Origin of the sequence: Psychrobacillus sp. NPDC096426 (assembly GCF_044762745.1) — a bacterium.
Classification (GTDB): Bacteria; Bacillota; Bacilli; order Bacillales_A; family Planococcaceae; genus Psychrobacillus.
Genome location: NZ_JBIWEX010000013.1, coordinates 49682 through 68617, shown reverse-complemented (window position 1 = coordinate 68617; position 18936 = coordinate 49682). Strand labels below are relative to the sequence as shown.

General features: G+C 38.1%; 21 protein-coding genes and 2 riboswitches. Of the genes, 10 read left to right on the top strand and 11 right to left on the bottom strand.

The genetic code is table 11. The features are described 5' to 3' along the window. Nucleotides 1-12 precede the first annotated feature (12 nt). The 5 genes from ACIQYS_RS12450 to ACIQYS_RS12430 form a co-directional block, all read right to left on the bottom strand. Nucleotides 13-654, bottom strand: coding sequence for a response regulator (locus ACIQYS_RS12450; protein WP_402980009.1), 642 nt, complete (start codon nt 652-654; stop codon nt 13-15). Then, nucleotides 629-1717, bottom strand: a complete 1089-nt coding sequence (locus ACIQYS_RS12445) for a sensor histidine kinase (RefSeq protein ID WP_402980007.1) — start codon at nt 1715-1717, stop codon at nt 629-631. Before ACIQYS_RS12445 ends, ACIQYS_RS12450 begins: the two co-directional genes overlap by 26 nt. Beyond that, complete coding sequence (liaF, locus tag ACIQYS_RS12440) at nt 1714-2415, bottom strand: cell wall-active antibiotics response protein LiaF (RefSeq protein ID WP_402980005.1); 702 nt, start codon at nt 2413-2415, stop codon at nt 1714-1716. Before liaF ends, ACIQYS_RS12445 begins: the two co-directional genes overlap by 4 nt. 127 nt (nt 2416-2542) lie before the next feature. Beyond that, nucleotides 2543-3181 (bottom strand): PspA/IM30 family protein, encoded by a 639-nt coding sequence (locus ACIQYS_RS12435; protein WP_402980002.1) that lies wholly within the window; start codon nt 3179-3181, stop codon nt 2543-2545. A gap of 13 nt (nt 3182-3194) precedes the next feature. After that, a complete protein-coding gene (locus ACIQYS_RS12430) occupies nt 3195-3548 on the bottom strand; it encodes a lmo0954 family membrane protein (protein ID WP_402980000.1) in 354 nt (117 codons plus the stop codon). Between the two features lie 223 nt (nt 3549-3771). Between ACIQYS_RS12430 and ACIQYS_RS12425 the strand changes: the two genes are divergently transcribed. The 7 genes from ACIQYS_RS12425 to ACIQYS_RS12395 all read left to right on the top strand — a co-directional run bounded on the left by ACIQYS_RS12425 (nt 3772) and on the right by ACIQYS_RS12395 (nt 12316). Beyond that, the gene (locus ACIQYS_RS12425) at nt 3772-4860 is read left to right on the top strand and encodes a metallophosphoesterase (RefSeq protein ID WP_402979997.1); all 1089 of its coding nucleotides are present in this window, start codon (nt 3772-3774) and stop codon (nt 4858-4860) included. Next, complete coding sequence (locus ACIQYS_RS12420; RefSeq protein ID WP_402979994.1) at nt 4860-5462, top strand: DedA family protein; 603 nt, start codon at nt 4860-4862, stop codon at nt 5460-5462. Before ACIQYS_RS12425 ends, ACIQYS_RS12420 begins: the two co-directional genes overlap by 1 nt. A gap of 9 nt (nt 5463-5471) precedes the next feature. Continuing rightward, nucleotides 5472-6299: an undecaprenyl-diphosphate phosphatase gene (locus tag ACIQYS_RS12415; protein WP_402979991.1), complete on the top strand. Its 828-nt coding sequence runs from the start codon at nt 5472-5474 to the stop codon at nt 6297-6299. Nucleotides 6300-6802: 503 nt separating this feature from the next. Then, nucleotides 6803-6981: riboswitch (cobalamin riboswitch) on the top strand. Nucleotides 6982-7159: 178 nt separating this feature from the next. Beyond that, nucleotides 7160-9385 (top strand): ribonucleoside-diphosphate reductase subunit alpha, encoded by a 2226-nt coding sequence (locus tag ACIQYS_RS12410; protein ID WP_402979988.1) that lies wholly within the window; start codon nt 7160-7162, stop codon nt 9383-9385. After that, nucleotides 9385-9828 (top strand): flavodoxin, encoded by a 444-nt coding sequence (locus ACIQYS_RS12405; protein ID WP_402980172.1) that lies wholly within the window; start codon nt 9385-9387, stop codon nt 9826-9828. The genes ACIQYS_RS12410 and ACIQYS_RS12405 overlap by 1 nt, the downstream gene beginning before the upstream one ends. After that, nucleotides 9800-10831, top strand: coding sequence for a ribonucleotide-diphosphate reductase subunit beta (locus ACIQYS_RS12400; protein ID WP_402979985.1), 1032 nt, complete (start codon nt 9800-9802; stop codon nt 10829-10831). Before ACIQYS_RS12405 ends, ACIQYS_RS12400 begins: the two co-directional genes overlap by 29 nt. 282 nt (nt 10832-11113) lie before the next feature. Then, entirely contained in the window at nt 11114-12316 is a 1203-nt protein-coding gene (locus ACIQYS_RS12395; RefSeq protein ID WP_402979982.1) for a DUF418 domain-containing protein, read from the top strand. Between the two features lie 37 nt (nt 12317-12353). Here ACIQYS_RS12395 and ACIQYS_RS12390 read toward each other — a convergent pair whose 3' ends face one another. Further along, nucleotides 12354-12722: a VOC family protein gene (locus ACIQYS_RS12390; protein ID WP_402979979.1), complete on the bottom strand. Its 369-nt coding sequence runs from the start codon at nt 12720-12722 to the stop codon at nt 12354-12356. A 281-nt stretch (nt 12723-13003) separates the two neighbouring features. Beyond that, nucleotides 13004-13504, bottom strand: coding sequence for a DUF1697 domain-containing protein (locus ACIQYS_RS12385; RefSeq protein WP_402979976.1), 501 nt, complete (start codon nt 13502-13504; stop codon nt 13004-13006). 156 nt (nt 13505-13660) lie between these two features. Here ACIQYS_RS12385 and ACIQYS_RS12380 point away from each other — a divergent pair, with 156 nt between their 5' ends. Beyond that, complete coding sequence (locus ACIQYS_RS12380; protein WP_402980169.1) at nt 13661-13870, top strand: helix-turn-helix transcriptional regulator; 210 nt, start codon at nt 13661-13663, stop codon at nt 13868-13870. 4 nt (nt 13871-13874) lie between these two features. Further along, nucleotides 13875-14180, top strand: coding sequence for a hypothetical protein (locus ACIQYS_RS12375; RefSeq protein WP_402979973.1), 306 nt, complete (start codon nt 13875-13877; stop codon nt 14178-14180). A gap of 45 nt (nt 14181-14225) precedes the next feature. Here ACIQYS_RS12375 and ACIQYS_RS12370 read toward each other — a convergent pair whose 3' ends face one another. The 4 genes from ACIQYS_RS12370 to ACIQYS_RS12355 are packed head-to-tail and all read right to left on the bottom strand — an operon-like array spanning nt 14226 to nt 17492. Continuing rightward, complete coding sequence (locus tag ACIQYS_RS12370; protein ID WP_402979970.1) at nt 14226-14984, bottom strand: energy-coupling factor transporter transmembrane component T family protein; 759 nt, start codon at nt 14982-14984, stop codon at nt 14226-14228. Next, nucleotides 14965-16335, bottom strand: a complete 1371-nt coding sequence (locus ACIQYS_RS12365) for an ABC transporter ATP-binding protein (RefSeq protein ID WP_402979967.1) — start codon at nt 16333-16335, stop codon at nt 14965-14967. The genes ACIQYS_RS12370 and ACIQYS_RS12365 overlap by 20 nt, the downstream gene beginning before the upstream one ends. Continuing rightward, entirely contained in the window at nt 16328-16906 is a 579-nt protein-coding gene (locus tag ACIQYS_RS12360) for an ECF transporter S component (protein WP_402980166.1), read from the bottom strand. The genes ACIQYS_RS12365 and ACIQYS_RS12360 overlap by 8 nt, the downstream gene beginning before the upstream one ends. A gap of 4 nt (nt 16907-16910) precedes the next feature. Next, entirely contained in the window at nt 16911-17492 is a 582-nt protein-coding gene (locus tag ACIQYS_RS12355; RefSeq protein WP_402979964.1) for a YkoF family thiamine/hydroxymethylpyrimidine-binding protein, read from the bottom strand. 81 nt (nt 17493-17573) lie between these two features. Further along, nucleotides 17574-17679, bottom strand: a riboswitch (TPP riboswitch). A 122-nt stretch (nt 17680-17801) separates the two neighbouring features. Here ACIQYS_RS12355 and ACIQYS_RS12350 point away from each other — a divergent pair. Continuing rightward, nucleotides 17802-18761, top strand: a complete 960-nt coding sequence (locus tag ACIQYS_RS12350; protein ID WP_402979961.1) for a 2-hydroxyacid dehydrogenase — start codon at nt 17802-17804, stop codon at nt 18759-18761. Nucleotides 18762-18936: the final 175 nt, after the last annotated feature.

Here is an 18936-nt window from a genome sequence, read left to right as displayed (position 1 = left end):
AGCCTTTATCGGTTATTTTTTCGGAGTAACAAGCTTATGTTCAAACGCATAAATAACAGCTTGCGTCCGGTCACTTACTTCCAGTTTCGATAAAATATTGCTGACATGCGTTTTAGCTGTTTTTAATGCGATAAAAAGGGTGTCAGCTATGTCTTGATTTGTTTTCCCTTCCGCCATAAGGAGCAATACTTCACGTTCCCGATCCGTTAAATCTTCATGTAGTGCCTGTTCAGAGCCTTGGCGCATGCGCTTCATCATTTTATTCGTTACTTCAGGTTCTAGAACGGCATCGCCACTAAGTGTTTTACGAATGGAGTCGGCTATATGAGAAGCTTTGGACGTTTTCAATAAATAGCTGATTGCCCCAGCTTCAAGCGCGGGATATACCTTATCGTCATCGATAAAGCTGGTGACGATCATTACTTTTGCTTCTGGCCACTTTTGTACGATTTCGCGTGTCGCTTCTGCACCATTCATAATGGGCATGACCATATCCATTAAGATAATATCTGGTTTATGCTGGAGCGCCATTTCTACCGCTTCTTGCCCATTTACTGCTTCCGCGACAACTTCCATATCGGGTTGAGCTTGTAAATAAGCAGATACGCCAATCCGAACCATTTCATGATCATCGGCTAATAATATTCGAATCATTTTCTATCTCCTTTTCCTGTTTTATTTCCGTCAGTATTTCACCTTTCTCAATTGGTAACTTCACTTCGACAATCGTGCCTTGGGAAGGAACCGAAACTACTTTGCAAGTTGCACCAATTTCGACTGCCCGTTCTTTTACATTTTCCAGACCATACGAGCCTGTTTTTGAGTCAGATAATTCAAATCCAACGCCATTATCTTGTACTCTGAAAATGGCAAGACCGTCGCGTTCGACAAATAGAATATCAACTTCTGTTGCTTTTGCATGTCGCAATGTGTTGGACAATGTTTCTTGTGCAATGCGGAATAAATGATCTTCCGCCCCTTTTGGTAATGCTACTTCTTCTAAACGGTACCGTATGGTGAAAAATACTTTTTGTTGAAGCTCAACTAAAAGTTCTTCCATTCCTTGCTTCAATGATTTATCATGCAAAGCTGCTGGACGTAGATGGAGAAGTAATGCCCGCATTTCCAGCTGGGCTTGTTGCACAATTTTTTCGGTTTGCATTAATGTTTTAGAAGCTTCACCGTGCTGCGATTCCTCTATTTCCACCATTGTAGAAAGAAGCATCGATGCCGCAAATAGTTGCTGTGAAACTGAATCATGCAATTCTCTTGCCAATCTTTGTCTTTCTTGGACGATTCGTTCTTGAATAAGCTTATCTTGTGCTTCTGCTTTTTCATTTGTTATTCGTTGTAATGTTTTTCGTTGCGTAAAAATGAGTTGTTCTAACTGATTAGCTGTAACCTGCAGTCGCTTGGAATACACATATTTTTTTTTGCTCGGTACATAAGTTTCTGCCTCTAACAATGGTCGTAAGCCTGTTTCAATCTTTTTTTCTTGGTCCCGTACCTTTTGAAGTGTGTTCAATGAAAAACTAAAACTCATAAATGCTAACACAACAATAATCCAAACCCCCAAAGGTATTTGTGCATACGTATTTTCTAGTAAAGACCACCATATTAGATCGTTTGGCCAACCCCAGACGGCATATAAAAGAAGAGCTGCCAGTGCCAATAAAATAATAAAAATAGAAAAACCTTGCCCTAGAAAAATCTTCATTTGCGAATCACCTCGATATCCCCGATCCATGTAGATACAGTGATTACTAACTCCGAAGCATATGTCACATCATTCAAATAACCATCCTTTAATACGATAGATTGGTTCCATAAGCGCTGAGCGCCACGTCCGAAAATACTCGCTTCTCCAATAATTGTTGCGTAATGGAGTCGTACAGGAATTTCATACGGAACATAAATGACCACTTTTCCGAGCGTTTGACGAATAGAAATAAAAGATGTACCTTTCGGTAAAACGGTTTCCGTCACATCAATCACATGCTCTCCATAAAAACCTTGTACATGGACATCCTGCCATTCATACGCTTGAAAAGGAGTCGTTTGTGCGGAAAATAACTTATTTTGAATGATACTATTTTGTGTTTCTTCATATACATTACCAAATGGTCGGACCATATTACGGATCGGTTCATTTTTCCAAAGCTTGTAAAGGATGTACATCATAATGGCCATCAGTAAAAGTCGCAAACTCCACATAGAAAAAACAGCTATAAGAAGAAAGATGACCCCAGTCCAAAATAAAAAACGACGTTGTTTACGAAGGCTAAAATAGATCATTCCAATGCCAAGAAGGGCTAATACAATACTACCGTTTCCAAAAACTGTAGCCTCAATGAACATAAGAAAAACAAAACAGATGAGAATAAAGGCAAGCTTGTTCGTTTGGTTTTCCTTCATACAGTTTCCCTCCTTTTTATACGAACAGTAAGATACAGACTTAAAACGTTAAGTACATATCTTATTGTTCGTAAAGATATAAATAGAGGAGAAGATAAAATTACTTCCCCTCATCATTATCTATAGTTTACACAATTTCTTGCTTCGTTTGTGCGTTTTTTTCTAACATTAATAAACGTTGTTCCATCGAAGTTACTTCATGTTCTATTTCAATCTTTTGTCCTAGGCGTTCGATATAATGTTCCATCTCTTGGAATGTGCCGAAGTTTTTTTCTTTTTGTTCTGGTTGCAGCACACGATCCATTTGGTGATGCGCACGTGTTACGTTTTCTTTGCCCATTAATTGTAATTGACGCACTTTCATGTCTTTAATTTTGTGCTTCATCTCTTCGTATTTACGCTCTAACCCGAAAAGTTCTTCGGTAGTTTGTAAAATACTGTTTTGTAAGACAGCTGTTCTTTCGCTATAAGCATCTACTTCCGCTTGTGCAAAAGCGACTAAATCTTCTTCACCGCTTGCAGTAGCAAGCTCTACTTGACGCGTACGTTTTTCTACCATTTCCGTAGTTTCCGCAAGCTCTTTTTCAAGCTGTTGTTTTAATTGTCCTTGGCGTTCTAACCATTTACCAGTTTGCTCTGTTTGTTTTTCTGCTTCACGGATGTATTGGTTCAGCATTGCGATTGGGTTTTTTTCTTCTTTTTTATCGAATAGTTTGTGTAAATCTGCCTCTACTGAATATTTTAATCGATTCCATAATGATGTCATGTTTGTTTCCTCCTTATTTTGAAAGTTCGTTCCATTGTTTTTCGAAATTGACAAATGGGTCATCTGACTTTACTACTGGTTTTGAAAAGCTTACATTTTCGTTATTCCATTTTCTAACTACGTACCAGACACCTACGATTGCCAAAATTCCGAAGAAACCAGGTACGTTCACTACTGCAGAGATTAACCCAAGAATACCAACGCTTGCCCAAAAGATTTTCAAGAAAGTAGATTCACTTTTTAAATAGAAGTGTATCCCCGCAAATACGATTAACGCCGACACGCCTAATCCTAATAGGGAACCTAAGTTAGCAAGGGCTACGATTCCTGCAATAATACCGAGTACTAATAAACCAAATTTTTTCATGTGAGTGTTCCTCCTCTCGTTTGTAGTTATAGCTTATCAATTCCACGATCTTCTCAAAACGGGCTTAGAAATGATTTTCGTATCGGTCTAGAGGCGTAGTAATCCTAATAAGATCAATCTCACCTCGTGTGATTGAGTGCAAATTTTGAATTTGCGCTTGCGCGATTATCTCCTTTCAAAATCTGCTATACTAATGAAAAATACATAAATTGGAGAGCAGAACATGAAGAAAATAGGCGCTATTTTAACAGTAATTCTTGTCTATTCTGCCATAGTGTTTTACTTTGGTTGGAGTGTCCTTACATGGTTAGAAGCTATTATGCCTGTAAATAAATTAGTTTTCTTTGTTATATGGGCATTAATTGCATATGCTTTGTTAATTGCTAGAATCGACCATCGATTACGGTTGTTTCATATAATAGGTTCCTATTGGATGATTATTATGCAGTATGGGATAATCCTTTTTCCATTAGCAACAATTATGACATGGATCATGCCAGATCAACTCATAGTCATAGGTTCGATTGTTTTCCTTTTATTTGTATTAAGTGTTGTTATTGGAACGTACAATGCATATACACCCGTTGTTCGTGAGCTTTCCATTACGTTACCCAAAAAGGAAGCGAATCTTGATGAGTTAAAAGTGGTAGTTGCCTCTGATTTTCATCTTGGTTTATTATCCAATAAGGCGCATTTAAAACGTTTTGTGAAAAAGTCGAACGAAGAGCGTCCAGATGTAGTATTATTAGTTGGCGATTTAGTCGATGACGATCCAATTTGGTTTGTGAAAAAAGGAATGTCTGAGGTAATGAAACAACTCACTTCTACGTATGGTAATTATGGAGTACTTGGAAACCATGAGTATTACGGCAAGCAAATCCCGCTATTAGTAGAAGAGATGGAAGCTTCTAATGTAAAAATGTTACTAGATGAAACTATTGTAGTAGCAGATTCGTTCTATTTAACTGGAAGAGAAGATTTAACGAATAAAGAAAGAAAGCAACTTTCAGATTTAGCACCGCAAGAACACAATCTCCCATGGTTTGTGATGGATCATACACCTTCGAATTTATTGATTCCAGAAAAAGAGGGCACTGATTTTCACGTATCTGGACATACACACCGTGGGCAAATGTGGCCGAATCATCTTTTTACTCGGAAATTATTTGAATTAGATTACGGGTATAAACAAAAAGGAAGCTTGCATGCTATAGTATCTTCCGGCTTTGGTTTTTGGGGTCCACCTATTCGTTTAGGGAGCCAATCGGAGTTATGGTCAGTAAATATTAAGTTAGGGGACGTGGAAGTATAGTGGAAGCGTGGATTGCAGACTGGATGAATCAGTTTGGTTATCTTGGTGTATTTTTATTAATATTAATCGAAAATATTTTCCCGCCAATCCCTTCTGAAGTTATTTTAACGCTCGGAGGATTTATGACGACTACAACAATGATGACCAAGTTCGGGATAATTGTTGCGTCAACGGCCGGCTCGGTTATTGGAGCAGCTATTTTGTATTGGATCGGTACGCTGTTAGATGTAGAGCGTTTAGAGAAAATAGTTCAGAAGTATGGGAAGTTCTTACGTTTATCGATTAAAGATATTCATAAAGCGGACGCTTGGTTTAATAAATACGGCGTTTGGGCAGTGTTTTTCGGAAGACTTGTTCCGCTTGTTAGAAGCTTAATATCGATTCCAGCTGGTATGTCGAATATGAAGTTTGGGTTATTCTTATTATTTACAACTTTAGGAACGCTCATTTGGAATACGGCTTTAGTTTCGGTTGGAGCAGCGGTCGGAGAGAATTGGGATCAAATCGTAGGGTATATGGATATTTACTCGAATATCGTGTATGCTATTTTAGCAATTGTAGGTATTGCATTTCTTGTTTGGTATTTTAAAAAACGCGACTAAGGAGATCTTATGGAACTTTTAGAGTTATTAAAAGCATTAATTTTAGGCTTTGTTGAAGGTATGACGGAGTTTGCACCTGTTTCATCCACGGGGCATTTGATCATTGTTGATGATATGTGGTTGAAAACGGAACAGTTTTTAGGGATGTATTCAGCTAATACATTTAAAATTGTTGTGCAATTAGGCTCTATATTAGCGGTAGTAGTAGTTATGTGGAAACGACTATTTAGTTTAGTAGGATTGTATAAAATAGAAAGTGAGCAATCGAGTAAACAGTTCAATTTGTTACATGTGATTGTTGGTATGCTTCCTGCGATTGTTTTAGGATTCGCTTTAAAGGACTTTATTGATGATAATTTATTTGGTGTAAAAACAGTTATATACAGCCTTGTAGCTGGATCCATTTTAATGATTGTTGCGGATAAGTTTGGACCGAAAAAACCGAAAATCGTTAGTTTAGATCAAATTACATATGCACAAGCATTTAAAGTAGGTCTTGTGCAATGTCTATCATTATGGCCAGGTTTCTCTCGTTCAGGTGCAACGATTTCAGGTGGGGTATTATTCGGGTTGAGCCATAAAACAGCGGCAGATTTCACGTTCATTATGGCAGTGCCAATTATGGCTGGAGCAAGCCTAGTGTCTGTTCTGAAAAACTGGGAGCAGATTAATATGGATGACTTAGGTTTTTATGTAGTAGGTTTTATAAGTGCATTTGTATTCGCGCTTATTTCGATTAAATTTTTCTTGAAATTGATATCGCGTATTAAATTAATGCCATTTGCAATTTATCGTTTGGTATTAGCGGCGGTGTTAGCAATTATTGTATTTACGTAATAAAAAAGGCGGACATTTTACAGATGTCCGTCTTTTTATGTCTTAGGAAAATTATAAAGTACACAAATGTGGATAATTCCCATAATGACAAAGGGTGCACCACTTTCTAGATTATAGTGCGTCTTAAGGAAATAACCGCTGGGATTTCCGCTTCAGACGGACGCTTTCCGCCGGGTGAGCGATGAGCCTTCACCGACGCTTAAGCGTACGATGTGAAGTCTCATCTTCTCACTCATCCGGCAGGTGTCGCCGCCTTCCGCTCCAATCCAAGGAATTTGCTAGCTAAGCTGTATCGCTAGTACTAAGGGAAATATTGCGCATTATTTTTACGACCACTATTCCTCATAGAAAGCTCGGAAAACAAGATACACTAAAGTCCACTTCTAGTTTTTAGTTGATCAAAAAATTGTCAAAATGATTCTTTGGATGCAATTGTTTCTTTCCTCTGTACATGTTTAAACACAATATGTTAGGCTATATAAATAAAAGAAACACAATATATAGTATGTGAACGATAATTAGGTACCGTTACGGTTTAAAAGGGAATTCGGTGAAATGCCGAAGCTGTCCCCGCAACTGTAAGTGTAGACGACTGTTGAAATAGCCACTGCGAGCAATCGTGGGAAGGACAACAGAAGGATGAAACACGAGCCAGTAGACCTGCCTTTTTGTCGTACGAAGCAACACTTTCTTCGGGGGTTGAGAGGTGGAGGCGAAGGACTCTTTCTTACTCATTCTGAAGGGATTGTCCTATTGTTTCCTACTTTACATTTTGAGCGATGACTCAGCCGAAGAGGCTAGGTCATCGCTTTTTTGTGGCCCAAGGAGCAAGCAGCACATTTAACTAAGGAGGAGACTATATGACAACTATATTAAACACAACAAAAGAAGAACTATTGCACCAACTAATAAACGAATTCGGAGAAGGAAATATTGCTCCATTAGTGAAAGTACATGAAAAATGGATAGCGAAATTTCCAGAAGGAACGACATCCGCATGGGCTAAGTCGATGTCGCTAGAAGCACTAAGCTTTTTAGATGAACAAGAGACGTACTGGACATTTGTCGCAGCGCGCATCCATTTGCAAGATGTTTATGAAAAAGTAGCAGCACAAAGAGGGACATCTCCGGACGGGGTATATGGAAAATTTGAAAGTAATGTACAAGCACTAATTTCTAAAGGGCTTTACGATCAACGAATTGCGGAGTCCTATTCATCTGAGGAACTCCAACAATTAGCTGAAATAATCGTGCCAGAGCGTGATTATTTATTTACCTATATCGGATTGAAAACATTGCTAGATCGATACGTTGCAAGAGACTTTGATAAATCCATTGTGGAGCTTCCACAAGAGCGCTGGTTGTTAATAGCAATGACGCTTATGAAAGACGAAAAAGAAAATCGTCTTGCTAAAATTAAAGAATCCTACTGGGCAATGAGCAGTTTATATATGACAGTTGCAACGCCGACTCTTTCGAATGCAGGGAAGCCTCATGGACAGCTTTCAAGTTGTTTCATCGATACAGTCGATGACAGTTTACAAGGAATTTACGACAGTAATACAGACGTTGCGACCCTATCAAAATTTGGGGGTGGAATTGGCGTATATATGGGAAAAGTAAGAAGTCGAGGTTCGTCGATTCGTGGATTTGTAGGAGCATCCAGTGGTGTCTTGCCTTGGATCAAGCAATTAAATAATACAGCGGTAAGTGTGGACCAGCTTGGACAACGTCAAGGGGCAATTGCTGTTTACTTAGATGTTTGGCATAAAGATATTTTTACATTTTTAGATTTGCGACTAAATAACGGAGATGATCGTCTTCGCGCACATGATATTTTCACTGGTGTTTGCTTACCAGATTTGTTTATGGAAAAAGTAGATGCACGGGAAGAATGGCATTTATTTGATCCACATGAAGTTCGCCAGTTAAAAGGTTATTCATTAGAAGACTTTTACGACGAAAAACGTGGCGAAGGGTCATTCCGACAAAAATACGAAGAATGCGTGAATGACTATCGCTTATCTCGCGAAACAGTTCCAGCAATCGACTTGATGAAACGAATTATGCGCTCTCAGCTTGAAACAGGTGTGCCTTTTATGTTTTACCGTGATGAGGTGAATCGAAGTAATCCAAATAAGCATGCAGGGATGGTGTACAGCAGTAATCTTTGTACAGAAATTTTCCAAAACCAAAGCGCTACTTCTTTCGAATCGATTCAATTAGAAGACGATATTATTGTCACTCGTCGTAAACCTGGGGATTTTGTTGTTTGTAACTTATCTTCTATTAATCTGGGACGAGCAGTTCCAGCGGATGTATTGGAACGCTTAATCAAAATCCAAGTGCGCATGTTGGATAATGTTATCGACTTAAATATGATTCCAGTTCCGCAAGCGGAGCGCACGAATGCAAGATACCGTGGAATCGGTCTTGGTACGTTTGGATGGCATCACCTACTTGCTCTAAAAAATATTCGATGGGAATCCGATGAAGCAGTAGAGTTTGCAGATAAGTTATATGAGAGAGTCGCTTTCCTAACAATCCAGGCATCAAGTGAATTAGCGAGAGAAAAAGGGGCTTATCCTTTATTTGAATGGTCAGATTGGCAAACAGGAGCTTACTTTGAAAATCGCCAGTACGACAGCGAACAGTGGAATGAATTACGCCATGAAGTCGCTACAAATGGAATTCGTAACGGCTATTTAATGGCAGTTGCACCGAACTCATCGACATCTATTTTAGCTGGAAGCACGGCAAGTATTGACCCGATTTTCCAAAAATTCTATTCCGAAGAGAAGAAGGATTACAAAATTCCTGTAACTGTGCCTGATTTGAATTCCGAGACGACATGGTTTTATAAATCGGCTTATTTCATTGATCAACATTGGACATTAAAACAAAATGCCGCACGTCAACGTCATATCGACCAAGGTGTTTCATTAAATTTATACGTGCAAAATACGATCAAGGCAAAAGAGCTGCTAGATTTACATTTAGATGCATGGAACAGTGGACTCAAAACGACGTATTATGTACGCTCAACTTCCGTTGAATTAGTCGATTGCGATTCTTGTTCAAGCTAATGAAAGCAATTATTTGCTATTTGAGCTACAGCGGAAACACAGAGGAAGTAGCGGAATTAATAAAGGACCAGCTTGAAGCAAGTGGATATGTTGTGGATATGTATATGGTAGGTTTCGGCACAGTGCCGGATCTATCCACATATGACAAGTTATTTTTCGGAACGTTCACATGGGATAAAGGCAGCATACCAGACGAAATGAAAGATTTTGCTCGTGAAATTGGCTACAAACCGGACGTTGTATACGTGTTTGGTTCCGGCGATACGCAGTTCGGAGGAGATGTTTTATTTTGCGGAGCTGTTGATAAGTTAAGAAATTTTTATAACAGTACATACGAAGGCTTGAAAATAGAACAATCTCCAAGAGGAAGCCAAGAAAAAATAGTAACTAAGTGGTTAGAGGGAGTCATTGAACATGGAAAAAGCAAAAACATTAGACCCTAGAAATCCTAATAAATCGACAGGAATTTTTAATGGCAAATCAAGTGGTATACTAAATTGGAATGATATCGCTTATCCACACTGGTATAAAATATATAAGCGATTACTCGGAAATTACTGGCAAGCAGACGAAGTGAATATGTCGAGTGATGTAAAACAATTTCCAAATTTAACAAAAGCAGAGCAAGAAGCTTATTTAAAAGTAATAGGTTTACTTGCAACACTCGATGCACCGCAAACAAGAACAGCATTATTAATATCTCTCTATGCAACAGATCCATCTGTCCAATCGATTATGGCGGTAATTGCACAGCAAGAAGCTGTGCATAACGAAAGTTATTCATACGTCTTATCTTCGGTTGTATCACTAGACGAGCAAAATAAATCATTTGATTTTGGAAGAACAGATGCGATTTTGTTGAAAAGAAACGAGAATATTGTTAAATACTATAATGAATTTGTGGAAAACCCTACAACTGAAAATATAGTCAAAACATTAACATACACGACATTATTAGAAGGATTATTTTTCTATTCTGGGTTTGCATTTTTCTACAATTTAGCGCGTTACAATAAAATGGTTGGTACATCCACGATGATCAGCTATATTAATCGTGATGAACTCGAGCACGGGCGCTTTATCTCCGAGTTGTTTAGAGCCACTTTATCTGAAAATCCCGAGCTTAATAATGAAGAATTAATTGGCTGGGTTTACGAGCAATTCGAGGAATCCGTAGAGTTAGAAATCGAGTGGTCTAATTATGTATTGAAGGATATTGAAGGAATCGACCTAGATGATATGCAAGGCTATATCAAATACCGTGCAAATAAAATGCTGCGTCTACTCGGGCTTAATGAAATATACCCTGAATATGTAGAAAATCCGATGAAATGGATTCGTGCATACGCGGACAATATAGATGGTACAAAAACGGATTTCTTTGAACAAAAATCTCGCCAATACGTAAAAGTGAATGCGATTGATAATGGATTTGATGATTTGTGATAAGAATAAGCGCTCTATCAGTTTAAATAACTGATAGAGCGCTTATTTCATGCCCAATCTTAACGGAAAGCCGACAATCGGATGATGAAGTGCGATTATCGTATAATAATCCACAATAATCGGATAATCCACCAGTTACTATATTACGAGAACCTAGGTTTATAGAAATGTATATGTTAAAGAATTATTTACAGTAACATCACAAAAAAAGTCAAAATTGTTTACTTATCCTCGTTATAATTAAATTAGTTCCAGACAAATTCTAGGAGGGTTTTAGGGGAAATGGAAAGAGTAAGATTAATAGATAGCTTAAGAGGCTTTAGTCTATTCGGCATATTACTGGCCAACATGCTGATATTTCAATACGGGATGTTTGGGAAAGATGAAATTTCTTACTTCTCGCTGTCAGATCTTGATACAGGAGCATACAATTTTATAAAAATAGTAGTAGAAGGCAGTTTTATGCCGATTTTTACATTTTTGTTTGGATATTCACTTATTAAACTGGTGGAATCATTAAGGAAAAAAGATGTTAGGGTGAGATGGCATTTAGTTAGACGGTTCCTCTTGCTTATGGTACTTGGCTTATTACATAGTATTTATATTTGGGAAGGAGACATTTTATTTTTCTACGGATTAATGGGTTTCTTTTTATTACTTTTCATAAACAGGAAGGTAAAAACGCTGATCATATGGGGGGCTGTTTTATTTCTTTTAACGAGCGCGATGAGCTACGGGGTGTTGGAAGAAACGAAAGAAGAGGCAGAAAAACTTTCGACTTACATAAATAAAACAAATGATATTTATACAAACGGCACTTATTCAGAAGTTTCTTATCATCGAAATAATGAGATGCCACCTTTAATTGAGGACAAATTCTTTCTAATTTTCGTTATGATTTTAGCTCCATTTGTAACTGCTCCACTATTTCTATTTGGAATGGCGGCAGCAAAAGTTAACTTGTTTACTAGACCTAGTTCGGAACAAAAAAGGTATAAGATAGGAGTAGTACTATTGCCAATTGGTATTGCGTTAAAAGGTGCTAGTGTACTTCTACAAGAAAATGCTTGGTCTGGAATCTTATTAAATGTTGGTGCCCAGCTTCTTTCTGTTGGATATATATCTCTATTTGCACTTCTATTTGTCGCGTTCGCCTATTCGAAGGTATTTCTCGCTTTTGAAAGTGTCGGTAAGCTTTCTCTTACGAACTATATCATGCAAAGTGTTATATGTACGACCATCTTTTATGGTTATGGTTTAGGATTGTTCGGAGACCTCGGAATGTTAAATAGTATTATTCTAGGGCTTGTAATTTTTGCATTACAATGTGTGTGTAGTTCTCTATATTTGAAAAAAATAAGAAGAGGTCCACTTGAGATAATATTAAGAATAGGTACAAACTTTTCTTGGAACGGTGCAGTGAGAAAGAGAAAAGCAAGTTTAAAAAAATCAAAGAAAATAGAGCTTGAAAACACCTTGGCTTAATTGAGACCAAGGTGTTTTTTCTGCAAAATATATCGAATTAAATCCATTCTAGAATTTCTATGCGGTTACCAAAAGGATCATGTACATAAATTCTATTGGCTCCCGGTAAATCTTTGTCCACGATGTAACTGACTTCATTTTTAGTTAAATGCATTTTCAATGCCTCTAAGTTGTCTACTTGAAAAGCCGGATGGGCTTTTTTAGCTGGTGCGAATGGTTCTTCGATGCCGATATGAATTTGATAATTTGCAAATGCAAACCAGACTCCACCTTTTTTTCTTAATATCTCAGGCTTTTCTATTTCTTGAAACCCTAGTATCCCACTAAAGAACTGTTTGGCTACTGTTTCTGAACCTTTAGGAGCTGCTAGCTGGACATGGTCTATTGATTTAAAAACAAACGACATTATAAATCCCCCTTGTTTTGTTCTAGATTAAGCTTAACCGAAATAAAGTCATTTGAAAATTTTATTATAATTATAGATTTACATAAATAAAGCTAATGTCTAATGGACTTTCCCATAAAAGGTATTATTTATTTTTACATTAAATGGTGAAGAGCATCTAACAGGGCAGTGAGAGCAATCAATTAATAAGAAAGAGCAATCAAATCTAGAATGAAAGCAACTAATTCAACAGTAAGAGCAACTAAAAAATGTTTCCACCCCTCAACAAGGTGGAAACCCATTTACATTTTCATCACAATCTTATTTACCGTATTCCGATTCCGCGCAGTAGAGGCCATACCAAGTTTTTTCTCAAAAAAAGCATTTGTATATTTGGTTTGATGATAGTTTTTCGACAGACTAATAATGACATTTCGACGATTCCATACGGCAAACTCATCGTCTACTAAACTATCTAATAATGCTTGTTGTTCGTCCGAAATTTCACGTTCTAAAAACATCACATACACTTGCTCTTTCAAGAAAATAGGATGCTGCTGAATCTCTTCTAGTTCTTTCTTTGACCGGACAACGACTGGTATATCAAAGCCGTACGTTTCACGAAGCACGTTTTCCAACTGCTGTGCGTCATAAGAAGCATTATCAAAAATCACATTCCCAGTTTGAATATACGTTCGCACATTTTCATAGTCCATTTCTTCAAATAGTAACTTCAATGATTTCATATCGACTTTATTCTTAGCACCCAAATTGATTCCGCGTAGTAAAGCAACAAACGGCACATTCATCACTCCTTATATAATATTCTGATTATTATCATATCGAATAAGAGTAAAGTTTGAACAGTTATTTCCTTAGTGTAAAAAAAATTTTACTTTTTGTTAAAAATATATTACTCTAATTCAAAGGAGTGATAGTATTTGGAATGTTCAAATAATATGAGAATCCACAATCGAATTATTGTTCTTAGAGCAGAAAAAGGTCTGTCACAAAAAGAAGTTGCAGATCAGTTAGGGGTGAGTAGACAAACAATTATTTCACTAGAAAAAAATAAATACAATCCTTCTTTAAGATTGGCTTTCGAATTGGCATTATTCTTCAATGTGGATTTACACGAAGTTTTTCAATATGAGCATGAGGAGGAATAACAAAATGTTAGAAGTTCTATTATTTGTTGCGAGGATTGCATATGTAATAATATTTTTCTTTGCAATATATTTAACTTTTAGATTTGAATGGGGGAGTGAGGGAAGGGATGAGAGAGGGCGCAGTATTTCACATAAGTCATACAGCATAGTATTTCCATTAATTGCTTTAGGGTGGTTGTCAATCGAGCTTTATGATCGTTATATTGGTACCATTGATTATGCAACCTATAAACTAGCCATTTGGTATTTGCTAACTGGTTTAATGATTCTTCATGCGATTAATATAACTAGTTTAAAAAGAAAATATTGAAGAAAAAGCTCCTGCTTTATCCTAGATAAAAACAGGAGCACATTATTAAAAACTAAGCCAAAGCCCATTCGTACAGCTTAAAACTAACACAACTAAAAACAAAACAACCAGCACAATATCCACTTTCCCTATCGAAATCACTTGGAAATAACTACTTCTCCGTTCACCAGTAAACCCCCTTGCTTCCATTGCAAATGCCGCGCGTTCAGCCTTCCGGACAGCACCAGCAAGCATAGGGATTAAAATTCTTCGAACACCAAGCAATCGCTGCAATGCATTTTTCTCCCGAGAAGCACCCCTTAATCGATGTGCTTGCCCGATTTGCACAAATTCATCCTTTAAAACAGGTAAAAACTGATAACCGACCAACACACCATATGCAATTTTAGGAGACAGTCTTAACTGCTGCATTAAACTCAAAATGAACGTCACGGGATTCGTTGTCAAAGCAAATAATAAAGATAAACTAGAAAATGCTAGTACCCGAAAACTCAAAGATAGTGCATGATTCAATTGCGTTTCAGTAATTTGCACATTCCAAATAGACCAAACAACAGGCCCTGACTGATCTTCCGCAAAAACAAGTGTCGTCCAAAAATACCCGAAAGCGGTTATAAAAAAAGGCAACATAAACAGTAACCATGTTTTCCAGATAATCCGACTAAAGAAAACTTGTAGCACGAGTACACCAATCCAAAACACTAACGGCGTCAAAGGGTCAAAAAAGAATGCCATCGTAAACATACAAACGGTAATCGACAAAAATTTCACAGATGGGTTCATTTTATGCAAAGCATTCTTCACGACGCATCATCTCTTTCGGAGGTAGTAGATGATGATCCAATAATAATTGCTCATCTTCCCACACCGTATTGGCTTCAAATTTCCCAGTTAACTGCCCGTCATTCATTAATAAAATTGAATCAGCTAAACAATAAGCAAAATCCATATCATGTGTAGCAATTAAAAACGTCGTACCTTCCCGAGCACGCTCATCGATTAATCGAAATAACTCGGATAAAGCCTGAGCATCCTGTCCGGAAGTAGGTTCATCCATCAAAATAACCTCTCGCCCGTCCGAAAGCATCGCTGCAATTGCCACGCGTCGCTTTTGTCCATGACTAATGGTAAAAGGATGTGCATCCGCAATAGGTAACAACTGTAATCGATACAACATTTCATCCACGTTATTCCCGCTGCCAAATCCAACCTCATCCCGCACATTTTTCGTTAGAAATAAAAACTCAGGAGACTGGGGAACATACCCTATGCGCGAAGGTTGTACAGTTCCACTCGATGGAATTAGCCGACATAATGCTTTCAAAAGCGTCGACTTACCACTTCCATTTGGCCCGGCAAGCACTGCTATTTCCCCATGATTTAACGCAAAAGTAGTTTCTTGTAAAAAAGACTTTGTTCGTACTTTATCAACTACTAATGAAACGTCATCTTGTTTACTACTTTTCCGCTTGTCAAAGGGAGTAGGTACTGTAGCTTTATTCAAAGAAATGCTTCTTTCAAAAAAGTTTCCCCATAAATCGAGCCTATGCTCAATAGCAACTATCGTCATTGCTCTTTTTTGTTGGAGTTCATCTAACCATTCGACGTATTTTTTAGCGGTATACGGGTCTAGGTGAGCAAGCGGTTCATCTAACAACAAAACTTCGGGTTCCATGACAAGTGCACATGCAGCAGCAATACGCTGTTTCTGACCGCCGGAAAGCTTTTGGATAACTGCATAGCGAAACTCGGTTAAATCAGTCAGTGCCAACACTTCACGAATCCTTTTCTCCATTTCTTCTCGTTCCACATGTAAGTTTTCCAATGTAAAAGCAAGCTCTTCTTCGACTGTTTGCATGCAAAACTGCGTATCCGGATCCTGAAAAACTGTCGCAATTCGATGATTTATTTCCCCGGGAATAAAAGAAAGGCTATCTTTGTCAAAAAGTTTCACTTTACCGGATAAAATGCCATCACAATTATCTGGATACAAGCGATTACACAAATATAGCAATGTCGTCTTTCCACAACCACTCGGACCAGTGATAACTACTCTTTCATCGCGCTGAATGGTAAGTGAGAGATCTTCCAGTATCCATTTTTCCTCATCTGGATAACGAAAACTCACTTTTTCAAACCGAATAACCTCATGCACTAGCCTCACCTTTTTTCGCACGTGCAATCGCATATCCACGAAGTGAACCAGTCGCAAGTAGCCCATCAGCAACTGCTTTACCACCCACCCCGGCTAGTAATGCTCCGCTTAAGATTCGTATTCCAAACATCAGAGCTACGTAACCAGTGCTATAAACTGCAAAACCGCCTAAAAAATACCCATAAACAAAACTAAATATCGAAGACCCGACCCCTGCTAGCATCAGTACCCACATATCAAAAAGTTTGTAACGGGTAGTAGCAAACACCGCTTCCGCCCCTAAACCTTGCACCACACCAGAAAGTATTAAGCGAGGGCCAACTGCATTTCCAAGTAAGACCTCAATCGCTGCAGCAATCGTCTCCGAAACCACAGCAGCACCGGGTTTACGAATAATGTACATACATATAATTGATACGATAAACCAAATACCAAAAATCCATTCATACGCAATAGGACCGATAAACCCTGCCCAAATATTGCCGACATGCAAAAACAACAAATATACGATCCCAAACACGACTGCAAATAAAGACATCAGTACAATCTCTTTTAACTTCCAAGAGTTCAACATACTAAAGACCTCCGTGCGAAGGACTATTAATACTCATCGAAACCGTCATTACTAAATGTTTGTGTTCTTCGGGGCGGGCGCGCGTAAATGTCTCCTCGTAAAATGCGAACACATCATGAATATCTCCGTGAATACCGCTTGCATAATGCATCGATTCGTTGAAAACGCCACGTTCTTTTGCACGGTCTACTTCACGATATATGACGTCCATATAATTGGGGTTATTCATTGGATACAACGCAAACTGAGAAGACACGTATTGCTTCGTTAGATCGTTATTTGCGACTTCATCTCCTTTATCTAAATACGCGTCTCCTGCAGAATCACCCGGACAGCCAGCAGAAAAAGTCCCTGATAACGCAACATGTACTCCTGTTTTGGCTGCGTGTAGTGTTAGTGCTTTTGCGACATTAAACACATGCACTTGTTTCCCGCGAATGACCGTGGACACATCATCTGTATGCATCCACACATTCGACGTATCCGTTTCTTGAAGCACTCCTTTAATTACAGAAATAAAATCATTGGTCATTGGATGTAGCGAAAAACGAAATCCAACGATAGGGCTTAAACCGCATTGCATAATAAAAAACCTCCCGATAAATTTTCATAAAAAAAAGACTACATCCGTGAAGATGCAGCCACTTATCCAATATGAAAAAATCGGAAAGTCACCGCACTTCCTCACGCAGGTATTATCCTGATCGAGTTATAAGGGATCGGAGCAAACGCTCGCATCTCAGCCATAATGGGCACCCCTAGTGCAGAAACGGTATGTAGTTTTTTAAATGTGCCCCAAGTATACCTTACGAAAAAAATATTGTAAATATAGTTGAAAAATTTCATTAACTCGTCCATGCTTAAATTATTAGAACGTTTGGAGGTTTGAAGTTTGAAAAAAATATTTATTACTCGAAAATTACCAGATGAAATAGTAAATCCATTAAAAGAAAAGTTCGATGTAACGATGTGGTATAGCGAAGAAATTCAAATGACTTACGATGAATTAAAAACAGAAGCAAAAGATGCACATGCACTTTGGACAATGCTTTCAGATAAAGTAGATCGTGAAATGATAGAAAGTCTACCGAACTTAAAAATAATTAGTAACCTAGCAGTTGGCTACAATAATATTGATATCGAAGCAGCAAAAGAGCACGGCATCATTGTCACAAATACACCTGGGGTTCTAACGGAAACAACAGCGGATCTGACATTTGCCTTGCTTTTAGCGACCGCTCGACGCGTTACAGAAGCAGAACGTGCTCTTCGTGCTGGTAAGTGGAAATCATGGACACCAATGGGCCTTACTGGTATGGATATGTTTGGTGCCACACTTGGAATTATCGGTATGGGGCGTATCGGTGAAGCAGTAGCAAGACGTGCAAAAGGGTTTAATATGAAAGTACTTTACCATAATCGCACTCGCAAAATCGAGACAGAGGAACAATTTGGTTTTTCGTATGTAGAACTCGACACACTTCTTCAAGAATCGGATTTTGTTGTTTTATTAACACCGTTAACACCAGAAACAAAAGGATTAATTGGAGAACGTGAGCTAGGCTTGATGAAAGAAACTGCTGCAATTATTAACGTTGCACGTGGTGGAATTATTGACGAACAAGCACTATACGAAGCGTTAACTACAAATAAAATATGGGCTGCTGGACTTGATGTATTTGAAGTCGAACCGGTGCCACTGGATCATCCACTCCTAACATTGCCAAACGTAACTGTATTACCTCACATAGGGAGTGCAAGTATTCACACCCGCATGGCTATGATGCAGATGAATGCGGAAGCTATTGAAGCAGTTTTGGAGAACAAAGAGCCTGAGAATAGAGTAGTTTAAAAATACTAGCGAGCTTAATTAGTGACAATATAGAAGAAAAACAAGCACAGGAGTAATATTCTGTGCTTTTTTGACCTCTCCTATCTCATATGTAGATTCTAAACAAAATTCTCACTGAGCCGATACAAGGAGGGTGATTATTTTTTCAAATCATAAACAATATCGAATATGTAGA